16 protein-coding genes are annotated in these 18,007 nt (G+C 39.9%); 7 read left to right on the top strand and 9 right to left on the bottom strand.

All coding sequences use genetic code 11. From position 1 onward, the window contains the following. Positions 1-66 precede the first annotated feature (66 nt). Entirely contained in the window at positions 67-1,404 is a 1,338-nt protein-coding gene (locus tag Q7674_RS02770; protein WP_045063788.1) for a YadA-like family protein, read from the top strand. Positions 1,405-1,456: 52 nt separating this feature from the next. On the opposite strand, the gene Q7674_RS02765 is transcribed toward Q7674_RS02770, so the two are convergent. Together Q7674_RS02765 and Q7674_RS02760 are read right to left on the bottom strand one after the other, a co-directional pair. Continuing rightward, positions 1,457-4,579: an efflux RND transporter permease subunit gene (locus Q7674_RS02765; RefSeq protein ID WP_045063787.1), complete on the bottom strand. Its 3,123-nt coding sequence runs from the start codon at positions 4,577-4,579 to the stop codon at positions 1,457-1,459. Next, positions 4,576-5,841 (bottom strand): efflux RND transporter periplasmic adaptor subunit, encoded by a 1,266-nt coding sequence (locus Q7674_RS02760; protein ID WP_045063786.1) that lies wholly within the window; start codon positions 5,839-5,841, stop codon positions 4,576-4,578. Before Q7674_RS02760 ends, Q7674_RS02765 begins: the two co-directional genes overlap by 4 nt. 591 nt (positions 5,842-6,432) lie before the next feature. Between Q7674_RS02760 and Q7674_RS02755 the strand changes: the two genes are divergently transcribed. The 6 genes from Q7674_RS02755 to Q7674_RS02730 all read left to right on the top strand — a co-directional run bounded on the left by Q7674_RS02755 (position 6,433) and on the right by Q7674_RS02730 (position 13,589). Next, positions 6,433-6,873: an Hsp20 family protein gene (locus tag Q7674_RS02755; RefSeq protein WP_006644850.1), complete on the top strand. Its 441-nt coding sequence runs from the start codon at positions 6,433-6,435 to the stop codon at positions 6,871-6,873. A 247-nt stretch (positions 6,874-7,120) separates the two neighbouring features. Beyond that, complete coding sequence (gene dnaK / locus Q7674_RS02750) at positions 7,121-9,016, top strand: molecular chaperone DnaK (protein ID WP_305422494.1); 1,896 nt, start codon at positions 7,121-7,123, stop codon at positions 9,014-9,016. A gap of 237 nt (positions 9,017-9,253) precedes the next feature. Next, the gene (locus tag Q7674_RS02745; protein ID WP_023934764.1) at positions 9,254-10,177 is read left to right on the top strand and encodes a DnaJ C-terminal domain-containing protein; all 924 of its coding nucleotides are present in this window, start codon (positions 9,254-9,256) and stop codon (positions 10,175-10,177) included. A gap of 202 nt (positions 10,178-10,379) precedes the next feature. After that, the gene (locus Q7674_RS02740) at positions 10,380-11,759 is read left to right on the top strand and encodes a D-alanyl-D-alanine carboxypeptidase family protein (RefSeq protein WP_305422493.1); all 1,380 of its coding nucleotides are present in this window, start codon (positions 10,380-10,382) and stop codon (positions 11,757-11,759) included. Between the two features lie 187 nt (positions 11,760-11,946). Then, on the top strand, positions 11,947-12,372 hold the full coding sequence (locus Q7674_RS02735) for a hypothetical protein (protein ID WP_045063784.1): 426 nt from the start codon (positions 11,947-11,949) through the stop codon (positions 12,370-12,372). A gap of 227 nt (positions 12,373-12,599) precedes the next feature. After that, the gene (locus Q7674_RS02730; protein WP_008989047.1) at positions 12,600-13,589 is read left to right on the top strand and encodes an LBF_2804 family protein; all 990 of its coding nucleotides are present in this window, start codon (positions 12,600-12,602) and stop codon (positions 13,587-13,589) included. A 91-nt stretch (positions 13,590-13,680) separates the two neighbouring features. Here Q7674_RS02730 and Q7674_RS02725 read toward each other — a convergent pair whose 3' ends face one another. The 7 genes from Q7674_RS02725 to Q7674_RS02695 form a co-directional block, all read right to left on the bottom strand. Further along, positions 13,681-14,349, bottom strand: coding sequence for a glutathione S-transferase family protein (locus tag Q7674_RS02725; RefSeq protein ID WP_045063783.1), 669 nt, complete (start codon positions 14,347-14,349; stop codon positions 13,681-13,683). Between the two features lie 9 nt (positions 14,350-14,358). Then, positions 14,359-14,508: a hypothetical protein gene (locus Q7674_RS02720; RefSeq protein ID WP_008989045.1), complete on the bottom strand. Its 150-nt coding sequence runs from the start codon at positions 14,506-14,508 to the stop codon at positions 14,359-14,361. Between the two features lie 156 nt (positions 14,509-14,664). Beyond that, positions 14,665-15,417: a TatD family hydrolase gene (locus tag Q7674_RS02715; protein ID WP_023934759.1), complete on the bottom strand. Its 753-nt coding sequence runs from the start codon at positions 15,415-15,417 to the stop codon at positions 14,665-14,667. 161 nt (positions 15,418-15,578) lie between these two features. Continuing rightward, positions 15,579-16,247: an SH3 domain-containing protein gene (locus Q7674_RS02710; RefSeq protein WP_045063782.1), complete on the bottom strand. Its 669-nt coding sequence runs from the start codon at positions 16,245-16,247 to the stop codon at positions 15,579-15,581. Between the two features lie 149 nt (positions 16,248-16,396). Then, a complete protein-coding gene (locus tag Q7674_RS02705) occupies positions 16,397-17,227 on the bottom strand; it encodes a GGDEF domain-containing protein (protein ID WP_045063781.1) in 831 nt (276 codons plus the stop codon). A 116-nt stretch (positions 17,228-17,343) separates the two neighbouring features. Then, positions 17,344-17,589 carry a hypothetical protein gene (locus Q7674_RS02700; protein WP_045063780.1) on the bottom strand — a complete coding sequence of 82 codons (246 nt, stop codon included), beginning with the start codon at positions 17,587-17,589 and terminating at the stop codon, positions 17,344-17,346. Between the two features lie 160 nt (positions 17,590-17,749). Further along, positions 17,750-17,902, bottom strand: coding sequence for a hypothetical protein (locus tag Q7674_RS02695; RefSeq protein ID WP_008989040.1), 153 nt, complete (start codon positions 17,900-17,902; stop codon positions 17,750-17,752). Positions 17,903-18,007 lie beyond the last annotated feature (105 nt).

Raw genomic sequence — 18,007 nt, 5'->3', positions numbered from 1 at the left:
TATCTATATTCGCTTCATGATTGTTCTCTATATGCTCATGCCAATAAAAATATTGGAGATCATATTATGCGAACAAATAAAGCAACTTACTTATTATTGTCGTTTTTTACATTACCCTGCTTTGCACACAGTATTAAATTAGGCGAACAACAAACCGAAGTATTACCTAAAGGTGCTCAATACTCTAATAACGTCATGATTGGTGATAATACTGCTGTTACCAATAGTAATAACTCCGTATCTATTGGTTATGCTGCATCAGCGAAAGGACAATCCAGTGTCGCTGAAGGTTATTCTTCTGATGCCGATGGTGATGCCGCTGTTGCTGTGGGTATTGCAGCGAAAAGTAAAGGCGATCAATCTGCATCATTTGGTTCAAATGCCCAAACTTATGGTAACAGCTCTTCTTCTTTTGGCTCTGGTGCAACCGCAAAAGGTGTTCAAACCGAGGCTTTTGGCTCAACCTCAACAGCTAACGGTAATGCGTCAATCGCTTTTGGCTCTAGTGCAAAAGCGACAGGTTACTCAACAACCGCTATGGGTACCACAAGTGAAGCAAAAGGTGCTTATGCCATGGCAGTTGGCACAAGTAGTAAAGCTGATGGTAACTATTCGATGGCAATAGGTACAAAAGCAACGGCAGGTGAAAAAGACATCACAATCGGTAATAGTGCGACTGCATCAGGTACACCCGGCTCTATTGCGATAGGCAATCAGTCAGTATCAACGGATGGGCAAGTTTCGTTTGGTAACAGTACAACGCAACGTCGTTTAGAACATGTTCATGCGGGTATTGCTGAAACCGATGCTGTCAATGTAAGTCAGCTTCATCAAGGCATTACACAAGCAAATAATTATACCAATACCCAAACAACCAATGCGATTAAACAAGCGAATAACTACACCAATTCCCAAACAACTAATGCAATTAAGCAAGCGAACCAACATGCCGATCAAGATGAAACGCAAGCGGTAAAAAAAGCAAACCAGTACACCAACAATAAAGCGACAACAACGCTGCACCAAGCCAATAGTTACACAAATGCACAGGCTCATAGTGCTGTTGAACAAGCTAATCACTATAGTGACCAGAATGCAGCATCCACATTAAGTGCCGCTAACAAATACACAGATCAACGTGTTAACGCATTACGCCATGATATTGATCGTGTCCATGATCAAGCCAATGCTGGTATTGCTAGTGCAATGGCGATGAGTGCCATTCCGATGCGTCAGGGATATCACTACACTATCGGGCTAGGTACTGCTCATTACGATAACCAATGTGCTGTCGCTATCGGTGGTAAATTTGATGTGGGTAAACGCTGTATTGTGACCTTAGCTGCCTCTGATGATTCTGAACATAATACAGGTGTTTCAGCTGGTGTTGGTTTTGGTTTCTAACAAAAGAAAACTTGATGGCTTAAACCACGTCGTTAGTGTTTGGTTTTAACGATCACTCTAATGTACGTGGTTGCCACCACCAATGATAAAACCGCTTCATCCCTCTTTTAATGTCTGCCAAGATCAAATACAGCGAAGGAACAAGTAACAGTGTGACAACGGTGGCGAACAAAATACCGAACGCCAACGAAGTCGCCATTGGGATCACAATTTGCGCTTGTAAGCTATCTTCTAGCAAAATTGGCGCAAGTCCGAAAAAAGTAGTCAGCGAGGTTAACACTATCGCTCTAAATCGCGAGCATCCCGCATTAACCACGGCTTGCTCTAAAGGTACTCCTTGCTTTAATGCCCGATTAATAAAGCTAACCAACACCAAAGAATCATTCACCACTACCCCAGCCAACGCCAATATGCCAAATACGCTGAGTAGATTTAAGGTAAGCCCAGCTAAGTAATGCCCTGCAATGGCACCAATAATACCAAACGGGATCACCGACATAATGATCAACGGCTGACTGTAAGAGCGTAACGGGATCGCCATTAATGCGAAGATAGTGATCAGTGCCAATATAGAATCACGGATCAAACTGCCTTTGGTGTTCTTTTCATCTTTGGCTCGCCCATCTAAAGCGAATTTTACATTCGGAAATGCCTGACGTAGCTGATCTAACTTATTTTCTAATATGTCGTTATAAATATCTGACGGTGAGGTTTGCGATTTATCAACATTGGCAGACACAATCACAGAGCGCTTTCTATCTACTCGATTAATACTTGTATATGACGATTCAATATTCGCTTTTGCCACTTCAGTAAAAGGTACAAAACGTCCATTAGGCAAAATGACTTTCATATTTTCTAAATAGCCAATCGTGCTACGCTCTTGTTGTGGATAGCGCACCATGACCTTTACTTCCTCGTTATTTCGCAGCACACGTTGCACTTCATAACCATAGAAAGCATGACGCACTTGACTGGCTAATGAGGCTAACGACAACCCTAATGCTTCCCCAGCTTTAGTTAATTGCAGTTTCACTTCTGGTGTTGGTGATGAAAGATCATCTTTGATATTCAATGTCCCATCATATTGATATAGCAACTGCTGCATCGCTTTTGAAGCTTGTGCTAACTGCGCCAAATCATCCCCTTTTAAGCTAAATTGCACATCACTTTGTTTACGTCCAATAGAGGCTTCAAAGGTGATATTTTTCACTCCCACTAACGGCGGTAATTGCGCTTGCCACTGTTTTAGGATTTCAAAACTGGTGATCGGTAGCGTTTCTGTTTTATGCAGCTCTGCAAGAACGAATAAGTCTTGGCGATTTTCCATATTGATAAACGTGTGTTTGACAACATGAACACCAAGCTCTTGGAAAATTTCTGCATCAGTTTGATATAACGCTTCTTCTATTTGGGCGGCAACTTTGGCGTTATTTTCATCAGATGAAGAGATATTCATATCGACATTCACCTGAATATAATCCGAAGGAAGATTTGGGAAAAAGACCCAGCGCAATTGTCCACTTACCACTAAGGCTATCGCTAGCATCAAAATACCGCTAAACGTCGCTAGCACACTGTAACGATGCACAATACATACTGAGATAAAACGGCGATAATCCTGATTGATAAACCGATCAACCGCTAAGTTTAAACGCTGTTTAAACCGTGATAATGCATTGGTTCGCGACTTAGCTTGTGCTAATCGCGCTCGTGCTAAATGCGCGGGTAAGATTAATTTTGATTCAATTAATGAAAAGGTTAAACACAGCAATACAACCCATGCGATAGCTTTGAAAAACTCAGTGCGAGGCGCATCTGAAATCAACATGGGGATAAATGCAGCCATGGTTGTTAACACCCCAAACGTGGCAGGAATAGCGACTTTCTTCGCACCTGCTATGACGTTATCAATGCTTTGTCCTTTGTCTTCAACTTCACTGTAAACACTTTCACCAACCACTATGGCGTCATCCACCACTATCCCGAGAACTAAAATAAAGCCAAATAGGGAGATCAAATTAATGGAGACTGCCACCAGCGGTGTTGGCATGAAAAGCAAAGTACCAAGAAAGCAAAAGGGAATACCGAGGATCACCCAAAAAGCAACGCGGATATCAAGAAAGAGCGCCAAAATAATAAAGACTAAAATACCGCCGTAGAACATATTGGAAAGCATCATATTCAAACGCCCTTCCAAATAATGGGACATATCACCCCATGAATCTAAATATACGCCTGTTGGTAATTTGGTTTGTGCTTGTTCGACGTATTTACCCACTTGTTCGGCAATTTTAGTAGCATCTTCATCGGTGAGATTACGCACTTGGATCACCGCAGCACGTTCGCGGTTGAAACGGTTTAAAATACGATCTTCAATAAAACCATCAGAAATAGTCGCAACATCGGATAGATATAACCGACTACCGTCAGGGCGAGTTTGCAGCACTATCGATGAAAACCCATCACCGTTATATAACTGACCATTGGTACGAACCAGTAAGTCACCGTCTTTGGCTTTGATCATGCCACCAGGTAAATCGATCGAACGCTGCTGAACAACTTGCGCTACCTGCTCAAACGTTAAACCGTATTTGCGCAGTGCATTTTCAGAAACATCAATGGCAATTTCATAATCTTTAACGCCAGATACAACAACATCAGATGCATCTGTTTGCTGCAAAATATCGTCACGAACTTGCTTTGCATATTCTTTTAATTGGCGTTCATTCAAATCGCCATAAAGCGAGATAAAAACAACGTTGCTAGTAAATTCTGCCCGTTTAACTAACGGGGTTTCCATATTAACGGGAAAGGTGGATATCGCCTCAATTTGCTGTTTTACATCATCTAATACTTGCTCAAGATCAGCTTCAGACTCTAGCTCTAAAGTTAAAGAGGCTGAGCCTTGTGATGCCACAGATTGTATGCGTTTAATGTTTTTAACGTTATCTAACGACTGCTCTATTTTAACGTTAATACTTTGCTCTATATCTTCTGGTGAAGCGCCGGGATAACTCGCCGAGATCATTATCCTATTTAAAGCAAAAGCAGGAAAAATCTCTTTATTGATCAAACTAATGGAAAACAAACCACCAAGCATCACCACCAGCATTAATAAGTTCGCTGCAACATGGTTATGGGCAAACCATGCAATCAATCCCTTTTGCTTCATGGCGATTCTCCCGCATTCACCACTTTAGGCTCTGCAGCCATTAACGGTGCGATCTCTGGCGTGTAGCTTTGACTCATTACAGTTTTAACTTCTGTGCCATCAATTAAACTGTCAGATCTAATAAGTGAAACAAACTCGCCATCTTCTAACCCACCGATTACATACGCATTTTCATTATCGGAGCGAACCACATTTACCTGACGGGTTTGGGTTTTATTTTGGCTATCTACCACGATAACTTGCTCTGAGCGAACAACGTGACGAGGTAACTTGATCACATCTTTGACTTTCTTGCCTTGAATAGTCGTGGTAACAAAGGTGCCAAACTGCAAAACAGGTAAGGTGAGAGACGGTGACGAGGTAGATAGTGACGAGATGGATTTTATCGATGGCTTATCAAGCGGGGATTTTAAGTTATAAGGGTCATCGACTTCAGCGATAAGGTAAATCATCCGATTATCTTTATCGATGATCCCTTCATTACGTACAAGTTTCGCAGCCCAATGATTGATTTGTATATCGCCATATTGCGCTTCAATATTCAGCTTTCGGCTATCTAACCGATTGAGATCCAGATATGAAAAAGAATTTGGGGTAATAGGTAAGCGAATTTCAGCAGTTTCAGTACCATATAGCTCGCCAATTAACTTACCTTGGGTTAAGTAACTTCCCATATTGATGTTCTTCATTTTGACTAGCGCATCAAATGGTGCACGAATTTCGGTTTTGGCTAAATTACGTTTAGCACGGTCGACACCCGCTTTAGCAAACTTTACATTAGCTTCTTCTTGTTTTCGTTGTGGCTCTCGTAAACCCAATGCGGTCTTCTTATTAGGCGACACATCACGCAAAGTCTTTTTTGCCACTTTCCCTCGGGCAATTTCTTCTTTCAGTTTAGCTTGAGCTTGTGCTAAAGATGCTTCTGCTTGAGCGAGATCCGCATGGTAATCGCTGTCATCTAGTCGGGCTAACAGGTCACCTTTACTAACAAACTTACCCACTGCGAAATCGGGTGAAATATAGTTAACAGATCCGATAACTTCTGAAACCACTTCCGCTTTATATTTGGGCTCTACCACGCCGTAAGAATCTACCGAGAGTTGGACATCTTGCTTTTCTATTCTGATCACTTCAAGAACGGGCATTCTCACTTGGGCTTTTTGTTGTTCAGGGCGTTTTTTGTTATTGAGCAGTAAAACAGACAACGCAATAAAGATTGCGATAATCACTAAGGGCAATATTCGCCTTACTATTACATGCATTCATTCCATTCCTAATCAGCACATTAGAATTATCAGCCTTGCTATTTTAGTGTAGAGCAGGAGTACTGCTGACGTTATAAAGGCAATAAAAATTTATACGCAATAACAAGACAATCCGTTCACTTTTTAATGAAATACCTCAGGCGGTTATCAGGTTCAACTTCAAATCGAAAAGATTGAACTCTTCTCACCTTTCCCCTTGAAAAGGTAAATATCGCCCTTATTTTTATATGAAGAGCAGCAAGATTGTATTCAATCTCGCATCGATTCAGGCTTATAAATGGCTTAATTTTGTTAATGCTCAACTTTTTTAGTCTTGGTTAATTTGTAAAATCAATTAGTTACATAAAAACCAACAAAAAGATTAGAAAAACTTATTAAAATGTGTTGACCGGATAACTCCGGAAGCATATATTAATTACACGAACTGCCAAATGGAGTTCTAAATGCTAATAAGATTCGCCTGATTAGGGAATGCCTTATTAGTTCTGTTTTATCGGATCACTTAATCGATCCGCTTAGTGTAAAACGACAGCTTTATATATCTTCTGTCGACACTAAGACTATTGCTTATTATTGAGGATAGTTACTATGCGTAATGTAGATTTCACTCCCCTATACCGCCACGCTATTGGTTTTGATCGCTTATTCAACCTAGTTGAAGCAAGCAGTAACAAAGCACAAGCAACCGGATACCCTCCGTACAATATCGAGCAAACTGATGAGAACAATTACCGCATCACAATGGCTGTTGCTGGTTTCTCTGAAGATCGCTTAGATCTTACTCAAAATGAAAATATGCTTGTTGTAACAGGAACTAAGGCTCCTGAAGAAAACAAGAACTTTATCTATCAAGGTATTGCAGAGCGCAACTTTGAACGTAAATTCCAACTTGCGGATTACGTAAAAGTGGTTGGTGCTAACTTAGAAAATGGTCTACTTCATATCGACTTAGAGCGTGAAGTACCAGAAGCGATGCAACCACGTAAAATTGCTATCGGTAAAGCAGCAACACTGCCAACTGAAGAGTAATATCAACGCTATTTATTAGCTTTGAATAGATAACAGAGTAAAGAGCTATCACCCTTTTATTTCGACCAAGTATCGACTGGTTGATAGCTCATCATATTTATCCCCTATCGGGAAATCGTATTTAAATTGCATTGATACTTCATCTTGATGCCACTTCATCAAGTGGATCTTTCTTATCTTTATTAAAATATCGAACAAAGTTCAGATAAGAATAACTAATCAATGCGATACATTGAGGAAAAAATTTATGAGTAAAATTATCGGTATTGACTTAGGTACAACTAACTCTTGTGTTTCTGTATTAGACGGCGACATGCCACGCGTGATTGAAAACGCCGAAGGCGAACGTACAACGGCCTCTGTTATTGCTTACACCGATGGTGAAACCCTTGTTGGTCAACCAGCAAAACGTCAAGCAGTAACCAACCCAGAAAATACGCTATTTGCAATTAAGCGTTTGATCGGTCGTCGTTTTGAAGACGAAGAAATTCAACGTGACCTTTCAGTTATGCCATACAAAATTGTTAAAGCAGACAATGGTGATGCATGGGTTGAAGCGAAGGGCCAGAAAATGGCTGCGCCTCAAGTATCAGCTGAAGTTCTGAAGAAAATGAAGAAAACAGCAGAAGAATACCTAGGTGAAAAAGTCACTGCCGCGGTAATTACTGTTCCTGCTTACTTTAACGATGCTCAGCGTCAGGCAACCAAAGATGCTGGTCGTATTGCAGGGCTTGAAGTTAAACGTATTATCAACGAGCCAACAGCAGCTGCACTTGCTTATGGTTTAGACAAAAAAGGTGGCGATCGCACTATCGCTGTGTACGACTTAGGTGGTGGTACTTTCGATATTTCAATCATCGAGATTGATAACGTTGATGGCGAGCAAACCTTTGAAGTATTGGCAACCAATGGTGATACTCACTTAGGTGGTGAAGATTTCGATACTCGTTTGATCAACTACCTTGTTGATGAATTTAAGAAAGAGCAAGGCATCGATCTACGTAATGATCCACTTGCAATGCAACGTGTAAAAGAAGCTGCTGAAAAAGCAAAAATTGAGCTTTCTTCTGCACAACAAACAGATGTGAACTTACCTTATGTGACAGCGGACGCAACAGGTCCTAAGCATTTGAATATTAAGATCACACGTGCAAAATTGGAATCACTGGTTGATGAGCTAGTACAAGGTACTTTAAGCCCTGTAAAATCAGCGCTAAAAGATGCTAACTTGAGTGTGAATGACATCACAGACGTTATCTTAGTGGGTGGTCAAACACGTATGCCACTCGTACAGAAAACCGTTGCTGATTTCTTTGGTAAAGAGCCGCGTAAAGACGTAAACCCTGATGAAGCTGTCGCTATGGGCGCTGCAATTCAAGGTGGTGTATTAGCCGATGATGTGAAAGATGTGCTTCTTCTTGATGTAACACCACTATCCTTTGGTATCGAAACCATGGGTGGTGTGATGACAACCTTGATTGATAAGAACACCACCATCCCGACTAAAGCAGAACAAGTTTTCTCTACGGCGGAAGATAACCAAAGTGCGGTAACCATTCACGTACTACAAGGTGAACGTAAGCAAGCGATGCACAATAAGTCACTTGGTCAATTCAACCTTGAAGGAATTCAAGCAGCACCTCGTGGTATGCCGCAAATTGAAGTGACATTCGATTTAGATGCTGATGGTATCTTGAATGTTTCTGCAACGGATAAGGCTACCGTAGAAGCGCAAAAAATCACGATTCAAGCATCAGGTGGTTTAACTGAGGCCGAGATTGAGAAAATGGTTCAAGAAGCTGAAGCAAACAAAGACGCTGACATGCAATTTGAACAACTGGTCACGGCTCGTAACCAAGCTGACCACATGATCCACAGTACACGTAAGCAATTAGCAGAAGCAGGTGATGCACTTCCAGCGGCTGATAAAGAGCAAGTTGAGAGCGCAATTACTGCACTTGAGAATGTGAAATCTGGCGACGACAAAGACGTCATTGAGCAACATACTCAAGCACTAATGGCTGCAGCGCAAAAGCTGATGGAACATGCTCAAACTCAAGCGAACACTCAGCAACAAGCTGATGCTCAGAGCAATGCAAAAGACGACGATGTTGTTGATGCAGAGTTTGAAGAAGTGAAGTAATTGCTATAGATAGAATGCTATCAGTGATAGCATTCTAGCGCTAAGAATAGATACGGGCGTAGAGATCATCTCTCTCGCCCTTTTCTGCAATAACAACCAGTAAAACGTAAATCTAATTTGGCTAACTATCTGTGCCTTTTCACCATTCAATACGCTTAAACCAATTATCGTTTTTGGGTATGATAAGCCATCGAATGTTCCAGATAGTTATCTCAGTTGGGATAAGAGGTGTTACCAATGTCAAAACGTGATTTTTATGAAGTTCTTGGTGTCGCCAAAACTGCATCAGAAAAAGAAATTAAGAAAGCTTACAAAAAGCTCGCAATGAAGTTTCACCCAGATAAAAATCCGGATGATCCAACTGCTGCTGACAAATTCAAAGAAGTAAAAGCAGCTTACGAGATTTTAACTGACAAAGAAAAACGTGCTGCTTACGATCAATTTGGTCACGCTGCGTTTGATAACCCAGGCATGGGGGGCGGACATCATGGCGGTGGTCATCAAGGCTTTAATGGTGGCTTCGGTGGTGGTAATTACGCTGATTTTGAAGATATTTTCGGCGGTGCGTTTGGCGATATGTTCTCTAATGCACGCGGTGGTCGTGGTGGCTTCGGTAGCCGTCATTCAACACGTCCTCAAAAGGGTGAAGATCTACAATACACCATGGAAATCGATTTAGAAGATGCTATCAATGGCGCTTCTCGTGTAATTGATTTGCCTGTATTTGAAGGCAACACCCAAGTAAACAAAAAACTAAACATCAAGATCCCAGCAGGTATCGAAGATGGCGGTCGTATCCGTTTAAGCGGTAAAGGTCATCCAGGTATTAACGGTGGCGCACAAGGTGATGTTTATATTCAAATGAATATTCGCCCTCACCCACGCTACACACGTGAAGGCAACAATTTACATTGTAAAGCTACCACTGATTTCGTCACAGCAGCCCTTGGCGGTAAAATCGAAGTGAATACCTTAGGTGGCGCAATTAGCCTTAAGATCCCAGAAGGCACGCAAAATGGTCGTAAGTTCCGTCTGAAAGGTAAAGGCGTAACGGATCGTAAAGGTAATACTGGTGACTTAATTGTTCAATTACACATTGAAACACCACAAAACTTAAGCGATCGCCAAAAAGAACTATTAGCAGAATTTGCTGCTGCATAAACATCATTGCTGTTCAGGTTCCTATCATGGAGCTGCTGGTAGAATAGGAATAGACAAGATACGAAAGGCTATAACCAACACGGGTATCGCATAGTTCGCTAGAAAGCAGGACTTAAGCACCATGATTTGGTTATAGCCAATATCCTATCTAGTCGTTTTTTATATTGCGCTTTTAGTGAATAACTATAAATTTAAAACTCCTATGACGACTATCAAACAGCTCTCCTTAGCCGCAGCAATCGCTGCATTATTCTCCTCCAGCACAGTATTTGCCACGCCTAGCAATGATGCGGCGAACACTATGCCTGATAGTGATTACTACGCGGCAACACAATACAAAGACGCTCAAGCGCCACTCAATAGTTTCGGCGCTATCGATGTAAAAGCCAATATCCCAGAAAGTGTGCAAGTGCCTTCTGCGCCAGTTGAAGCAGGCGGTGTAAATGGGATCCCAGAAACAATGGTGCAAAAGTGGGCTCAGGCTCGCGTATTCCCACCTAAGCTTGAGGCACGCGCTTTCATTTTAATGGATGCCAATACGGGACAGATTATTGCCTCAAATGATGCCAACATGCGTATGGCACCAGCCAGCACCACCAAGTTAATGCTAATGTACATTGTTGAGCAAAAACTTGCCGACGGTGTAATTTCACTAGACTCAAAAGTACAAGTGCCGGAAGTTGCATGGCGCACAGGTGGTTCAAGAATGTTCTTGAAGCCCGGCTCTTATGTTTCAGTAAAAGATCTTATTCAGGGTGTGATTGTTGAGTCGGGGAATGATGCTGCTGTTACCTTGGCAAATTACGTAGCAGGCTCGCAATCTTCATTCGTTTCGATGATGAACGCGACTGCCGTTAAACTCGGCATGCACAATACCCATTTCACGACTGTCATGGGCTTGCCAGCACCAGCACATTTCTCAACCGCTTATGATCTTGGGCTGCTCGGACAGCACATCATGAACGACTACCCGCAATACTTTCATTTTTTCAGTCAAAAGTATTTTGAATACAATCATATCCGCCAACCCAATTTCAATCGCTTATTATTCACTTATCAATATGCGACTGGTATGAAAACAGGCAGTACAGAAGCTGCGGGATATTCATTGGTAAGCTCTGCTGAAATACCCAATAACCCGATGAAGTTAGTAGGCGTTGTTCTAGGTACACAATCACTGAATGATGTTGCCGCGCAAAGTAAGGCACTGTTCAATTACGGCTTCCGCTTCTTCAAACAAGACACCTTATATGCAGCAGACAGTAAACTTTCTGAACAAAATGTTTGGGGAGGAAAACAAAATACTGTCTCTCTAGGCCTTGATAAACCACTAACCTTGGTGCTTCCTTCCAGTGTTGATGAGAAAGATCTGCTAACTAAGCTTCAAATTGATCGTGATATCAAAGCACCAGTTAATAAGGGTGATAAATTAGGCGAAATGACCGTGACCTATAAAGGCAACGTTATTCAAACTGAGCCACTTATCGCGCTCAATAACGTTCAACAAGGTAGCTGGCTCACCCGAATTTGGGCAAGTATCTCACTGTATTTTCATAACTTGCTAGCATCTTACGGTCTATAGACGCAGAGAATTGGGCTTAGCTTTTGGATGGTACAACAAACACCATGTGGTAAATAAAAACAACACCGTGATAATTGTATTTTTATTTATCCCTGACGGATAGTAAACTCCTGTCGCAATAGCCATCGTACTAATAAAGCCAATACTTTTAGTCGAATAAAGTATTGGCTTTTATTTGGATATAACAATGCCCAACACATTACTAAAATCATCTCTCACACTGTTTTCCTGTGCCCTACTGATGGGAACAACATCCACATTTGCCGCAGGGATCAGTGACATTAACCGAGCCGTTGAAAACAGCCGTCACTTAGAGCCTGGTGAAACCTTCACACTCGATCAGCCATGTAAACTGTTTAACAATTACGAGCATAAAATCTATCACTGTACAGCGATGATTGGTCCTTTATCTTTGTTAAAAGATGAAACCTTAGCAGCGACAAAAGACAGTGATGATTTACTTTATCGCGAAGTGGCGTTTATAAGAAAAGAAGACGGTCAGCCTGTGTTTCGCCTACTCCCTAAAGCTGAGAATAAACCAGCGTCTCAAACAGAGCCTAATGCACAGTCTGCGAAAAAACAGCTTTCTCACGTCAGTTTTCTGGCTAAGTAACACTTATTTACAATATCAATTAAATACTGTTTTATTAACCTTATCCATATGAAAAATAATGAGTTATTTTCAACTCATTATTTTTTATTTTTAACTGATTAGCTTATTTATTGTTTATTTTTAGCACTACAAAATAAATTTGCTATGTGATTCTAGCCTCGCCACTTAAAATACGCATCGCATTAAATACGCATTATTTTATTCTGTTCACACTTGATAATTGAAGCATGATTGAAGCAAAAATTGAAAGTTGGGGATTGAAGCGCGTTGAGCGTTATTTACCAATCACTCAAAGCATTTTTAGTACTATCAATGACAAACGACTTTGTCAGTTATGTGTTGCGCTTTCCTTCTTTATTGGATTTATCACGACATTTTTTATCGTCTCCTTTGAGATTTACTTAGAGCTTTTAGGCGAAAACTGGCTAGCTTTAGACAACCTGTTAAAGTTGGCATTTGTAAACTTGATTTTTATTGGTCTTGAGCTGTTTTTACTGTTTGAAGTCGGCTTTATTACTACCGCTATTTTGATTAACCGCGCCAGCGAAAAGTACCAGTTCTGCGATAAGATGAAAGCATCACTCGTACGTGCAGTTATGGAACTATCAGAGCCAGTTGAAAATATTCACGGTATTAAGCCATATAAGAAATTCAGCAAGTTTCGCTACATCAAGGTGGCACTGTATACAGGTAAAGACATCCTCAGTAACTTTGTAATTAAAGCGATTCTGCAGAAGTCGATTTCTCGTAGTAGTGTGCGTGTCTACATCCCGCTCGTGTCTACCCTGATCACCGGATTTTGGGATGCTTGGGTACAGCAAAAAGCGTTAAGCGAAGTGCGATTACGTATTTCTGCACGCGTCTATGTACTTAATCAACTAGCAGAGCTTGAAGCAAAAGAAATGAGCCAAGCTTACATCACGGCATTGCTGCGTTTAATTGCAGTAAGACAGAGCTACAAACAAGAATGTGATGTGAATTTAGAGTACTTCTACGATCAGCTCAACAAGAGCAAGCCATGTTGTTTAACGGAATTAGAATCTGTTGATTTGTTGCTTGATAGTGTGGATGCACTCACAGCAGAAGAAAAATCAGAGTTGATCGGAATGACTGAATACCTGTTCTATTTCCGTCGTTCGCCAACCCGTAATGAGAAAGACTTGCTGTGTAAACTTGGCGTATTACAAGCGTCTAAAACCAATCCACTACTTTGCTAATATGCATCGTTAATATACTTAAAAAGCTAGCTGATACTTTTCTACGTATTCGAGTAAAAAGTAACGCTAGCTTTTTTGTCACTACTACTGCTTAAATGCCGTGAAACTTCGCTTGAACTAAAGCGATATCGATACCTTCAATCTCACATACCGCTTGAATCGTCGGCTCACACAATAAACGCTCTAAGTATTGAGATAAATATGGAAATGACGTTGATGATGGCAGCGGAAAAGACCATTCAGCCAACATAAATAAGAAATAATCACAGGCAGAAAGCTTATCGCCTAATAGATAGCGATTCTTCGCTAATTGACCATTAATAATGGCAAGGGTTTCAATAATGCGCTGTTCTTGTGCCGATACGATACTGAATATGTCACTTTGCTGTTCAGTATTACGATGTGGGTAATAACGAACCATTAACTGTGCTTGCAGTGTATTTGTCAGAAACATTAACCACTGAAAAAATAATGGACGATTACTATCACCAAGTGTCGGCATCAGTTGATACTGCGGGAATAACTCACAAATATGAATACAAATGGCTGCACTTTCAAATATCGCTTGCTCCCCTACCACCAAGGTAGGAATACGCCCTGCGGGATTTAATGCCAAATACGATTGGGATTTTTGCGCATCAGATTTTTTATCGACTAACACCAGTTCATAGTTAGCATTAACGTGATGAAGTAAAAAATGCGGTGCCAAACTGGCATTATTGGGATAGTAATAGAGTTTCAACTGCGTTTGAATATCCATCTACTTCCTCTATGACTTGGTTTTAGTAACAAGAACATAGCTCCATAACGTCAAGCCAACAACAAAGCAGAAAAACTGGAAGGTTGGCAAAACGGTTGATAATGAACCGACCATCAATCCACCCCCAAGCCCTAATGCTAACTTTTGATAAAGTGTCATAACAAAATCCTTTTAATAAACTAAAGCTTTGAATACATTAATAAGTTCTTGCCATTTCCCCAACGCAAGAATTCTATTATAAGAAAGGCTTCAAAATAAACCTGCACAATTGCAACAAAGTGAATATAAAACTATCTCAATCCCACTTAGGTGTATTTACTGTTGTAAGTAACGTCGTGTATTGGTTTCAATTATCTGTTGCAGTTGTTCTACCGCTAGCTGATGATGCTCCGCTAACGCTGCAATAACATTGTGGATCATCATGGGTTCACCGATTTCACCATTGTATTTGCACGGTGAATCCGATTCCACCAGCAGCATATCAAGCGGTATTTTCTTAGCAAATTCAAAGTAATGTGACTCAACAAAAATCCAAGGGCTGACAGAGATGAAATGTCCTTGTTGATGAAGTAATTCAAGATTTTCATCACTCCCCTCATACCAATGAAATAACGCTCCTTTTATTTGATAGCGTTGCAAAATCGGTAAAGCATAGTGGATATCATCTTCCACTACATGAAGATTAACTGGTAAACAGAGCTCCGCTGCTATTTTGATAAAGCGTTCTAGTAATACACTGCCCTGCTGCTTGATTAGATGCTTTTCGTGCTCGGTTTTGTCGTCCAAATAGAAAAACGGAATACCAATTTCCCCAATACCAGAGAGTAGTTCTCGATGGCTATAAATCAAATCAATAACTGCTTGGATCGTTGTCTCGTCACAGTCTTTTTCAGGATGGATACCAAGGAAGAGATAAATACTGGCAGGATATTGCTGCTTTAAGCGAATTAACTGCTGCGCGCTTTTTTCCGTCATGGAGACTGCACCAATGCGTCCGTTTTGTGCAATATACTTATTTAATCGTTCTAGAGGAACACTTTCTAGGTGGCAGTGAATATCGGTCAACACAGTAATTTCTCCAACTGAAATACAATCTGGATTATACCGAACTAAATGATGACTAATGCTATATTTCTCTCTGACTTAGCTTCATTAAACGCAAAAGCCTCCAATTGCCTTTTCTCTATGAGTCAAAGCGATTGGAGGCTTTCCTAACAAACTAGCATCATTTACTTGGTAGTCGTTTGTGTTGTTGCTGGCTGTGCAGGAGCTGCATCTTTTAGCTCAATTTTATGGTTTGGCTGCTGTGCCATGGTTTGTTGAGCAAACTGTTGAAATTGCTTTTGCATTTCTTGCATTTGCTGCTGCTGTTTGGCCATTAAGTTTGCCATGTTCATTTGCATACCACCCATGTCATTCCATGAGTTTGCAAACACATTGTTCATTTCAATTTGTTGCTTTTGCAGTTGATCAAAAAAGGCTTTATCAACCTTGGCGTTATCACCTTTAGATTGGAACTGAACAATTTCATAATTCATTGGTCCTTGTGGTGTTTGTACCGTACCCTTAGTTACTGTTTTCTCACCGTTATCAGTCTTCACGGTTTTAGTTGTTTGGCTTGGTTGAATGTTTGTTTTTGCTGCTTGCACATCTTTGGTGCTTGCTAACTTAACCCAGCCTGTTTGACCATTACTTGGGTTTCCGACTTTCGCCCAACCATCTTGCTTATAAATAGTAATTAATGGTGTATCTGCTTTAACCGTTTCGACTACTTTTGCTGATACATTTGGCTCATTGTATAGCTTCACACCATCAGCTTTGTTCGTTGCTGCCCATACAGCAGTACTCATACATGCGACTACTGCAATACCTGCGAATGCCAAAACTGAACGTTTCATAAGATATCCCCTATGCATAATGACTTTATTAAAAGGTGAAAAATACTGTTACACCATGCATAACCTTTAAGAGATATAATATGTATCTAAAATTAATTGAAGATGAACAAGAGGCTGAATAATTAAATTCCAATATTAGAAAATAACAATCAAACTTTTATTTTTGAGTTTTTATTCTCATACATTTTTTTATCAATGTTATTCATTGTTTGAATAAAGTCGTCTTTATAAAAATCAGCACCATAGCTAAATGTGACAAATGAAAGCTCATCAAACTCTTTGACAATACACTGTTTTATATGACTCATTCTTCGATTTACTATTGAGATAAAATTACTCTCGGTAATGATAATAAACTCATCACCACCATAACGAACTACGCAATCATCTGAGCGAAAAACTGAGCGTAATAATGCAGAAAATCGTTGAATTAATTCATCACCTTTAACATGTCCATAATGATCATTAACTAATTTAAAGTTATCTAAATCAATCATGATAATCAGACTATTATTAGTAAAATGATAGCTTTTTAAAAAACGTTTATTATATAAACCGCTTAATTCATCAACTAATGATGTTTTTAAATACAACTCTTTCTCGCAGTAAAGATCAGTAATATCTTTAGCGATCATGTAATGATAAGTATCGTTATTTACTCTTGTTTCAAACTCCACAACATCAAAATATTTTATCGTTTCATCGAGACAACATTCGATGACATTACTTGATGAGCGTACGTTTTGATCTACCATCAAATTATGGTGATAAACGTTCTTAATCGAACAGTTAGGAATGACATTACGAGTCATTAGCTCTTCATACGTCATTCCTAACAAACAATCGTTGGTATATTGATGTACCCACTGCTCTAAGCTTTCATTAAGAAAAACAATACGTTTGTTCTTGTCTCTTACACATAAAAGCCCAGGGAAATTGACTAAAAAAGGCGTCAAATAGCCATCAACTGTTTCAACCATAATTTGAATTATAAAATATACCAATATTTGTAAAATGTATAATAGGTATCAACTTGAACGCAAGCAATTTATGAAACAAAGCGCACTTATTGTACACTGATCAGACAAATCTTTATTCACTCTTTTATAATAACTATCTGGTTCGGGTAAGCTTTTTCTAATCCATTGATAAGATAAGGCGAAGTACCCTGCTCTACATCAGCCAACGGTGCTTCTGACACCACTTCAACACGGATGCCAAATTCATGTTCACGGGCTTTAAAGGTATCGAAAATATTTTTCTCTTCTTTGGTTAAATGCGTCAAATCTTTACCTTCTAACGCGACAACGTTATCTAACAATGCCCTATCTTCTGAATTCATTTTAAGCCTCTTTAACCATTAAGTAATGTCATTACAGTACTCCTCTGCCATTACTATTGCATCTGTATCTATTTAGATCATGGCCTTAATTATTTAACTTTTTTCAATCGATTAAAATAAAAAACCTCTTATATAAAGAGGTGTTTTATTCTTTAGTTTATTATTCATTTTGTTCAGATTTTGCTACCCAGTGTTCATTTTCATCATAGGCGCTATCACATAAATCAATTGAAAATCCCATTTCAGCAATTTCTTTCAAAGTTAAATTATCAGCCAATACGGTAACTTCACCTTTATTATTTGTTAATTCCATTCTATTTCTCCATTGTTACGACCTAATACCTATATGAGTATAACCATGGACAAAATTATTGAAGAGAAAAAAGCCTATTGCGAACATTATCCCAATAGGCTGTAT

It is taken from the genome of Photobacterium leiognathi (assembly GCF_030685535.1).
In the GTDB taxonomy this organism is placed as follows: domain Bacteria; phylum Pseudomonadota; class Gammaproteobacteria; order Enterobacterales; family Vibrionaceae; genus Photobacterium; species Photobacterium leiognathi.
The sequence above is the reverse complement of the archived record's forward strand: the minus strand, read 5'-3'. Positions and strand labels throughout refer to the sequence as shown.

Coding starts and splice junctions, on each gene's coding strand:
- Q7674_RS02770 (WP_045063788.1), top strand. CDS start 67: ATGCGAACAAATAAAGCAACTTACTTATTATTGTCGTTTTTTACATTA.
- Q7674_RS02765 (WP_045063787.1), bottom strand. CDS start 4,579: ATGAAGCAAAAGGGATTGATTGCATGGTTTGCCCATAACCATGTTGCA.
- Q7674_RS02760 (WP_045063786.1), bottom strand. CDS start 5,841: ATGCATGTAATAGTAAGGCGAATATTGCCCTTAGTGATTATCGCAATC.
- Q7674_RS02755 (WP_006644850.1), top strand. CDS start 6,433: ATGCGTAATGTAGATTTCACTCCCCTATACCGCCACGCTATTGGTTTT.
- dnaK (WP_305422494.1), top strand. CDS start 7,121: ATGAGTAAAATTATCGGTATTGACTTAGGTACAACTAACTCTTGTGTT.
- Q7674_RS02745 (WP_023934764.1), top strand. CDS start 9,254: ATGTCAAAACGTGATTTTTATGAAGTTCTTGGTGTCGCCAAAACTGCA.
- Q7674_RS02740 (WP_305422493.1), top strand. CDS start 10,380: ATGACGACTATCAAACAGCTCTCCTTAGCCGCAGCAATCGCTGCATTA.
- Q7674_RS02735 (WP_045063784.1), top strand. CDS start 11,947: ATGCCCAACACATTACTAAAATCATCTCTCACACTGTTTTCCTGTGCC.
- Q7674_RS02730 (WP_008989047.1), top strand. CDS start 12,600: ATGATTGAAGCAAAAATTGAAAGTTGGGGATTGAAGCGCGTTGAGCGT.
- Q7674_RS02725 (WP_045063783.1), bottom strand. CDS start 14,349: ATGGATATTCAAACGCAGTTGAAACTCTATTACTATCCCAATAATGCC.
- Q7674_RS02720 (WP_008989045.1), bottom strand. CDS start 14,508: ATGACACTTTATCAAAAGTTAGCATTAGGGCTTGGGGGTGGATTGATG.
- Q7674_RS02710 (WP_045063782.1), bottom strand. CDS start 16,247: ATGAAACGTTCAGTTTTGGCATTCGCAGGTATTGCAGTAGTCGCATGT.
- Q7674_RS02705 (WP_045063781.1), bottom strand. CDS start 17,227: ATGGTTGAAACAGTTGATGGCTATTTGACGCCTTTTTTAGTCAATTTC.
- Q7674_RS02700 (WP_045063780.1), bottom strand. CDS start 17,589: ATGAATTCAGAAGATAGGGCATTGTTAGATAACGTTGTCGCGTTAGAA.
- Q7674_RS02695 (WP_008989040.1), bottom strand. CDS start 17,902: ATGGAATTAACAAATAATAAAGGTGAAGTTACCGTATTGGCTGATAAT.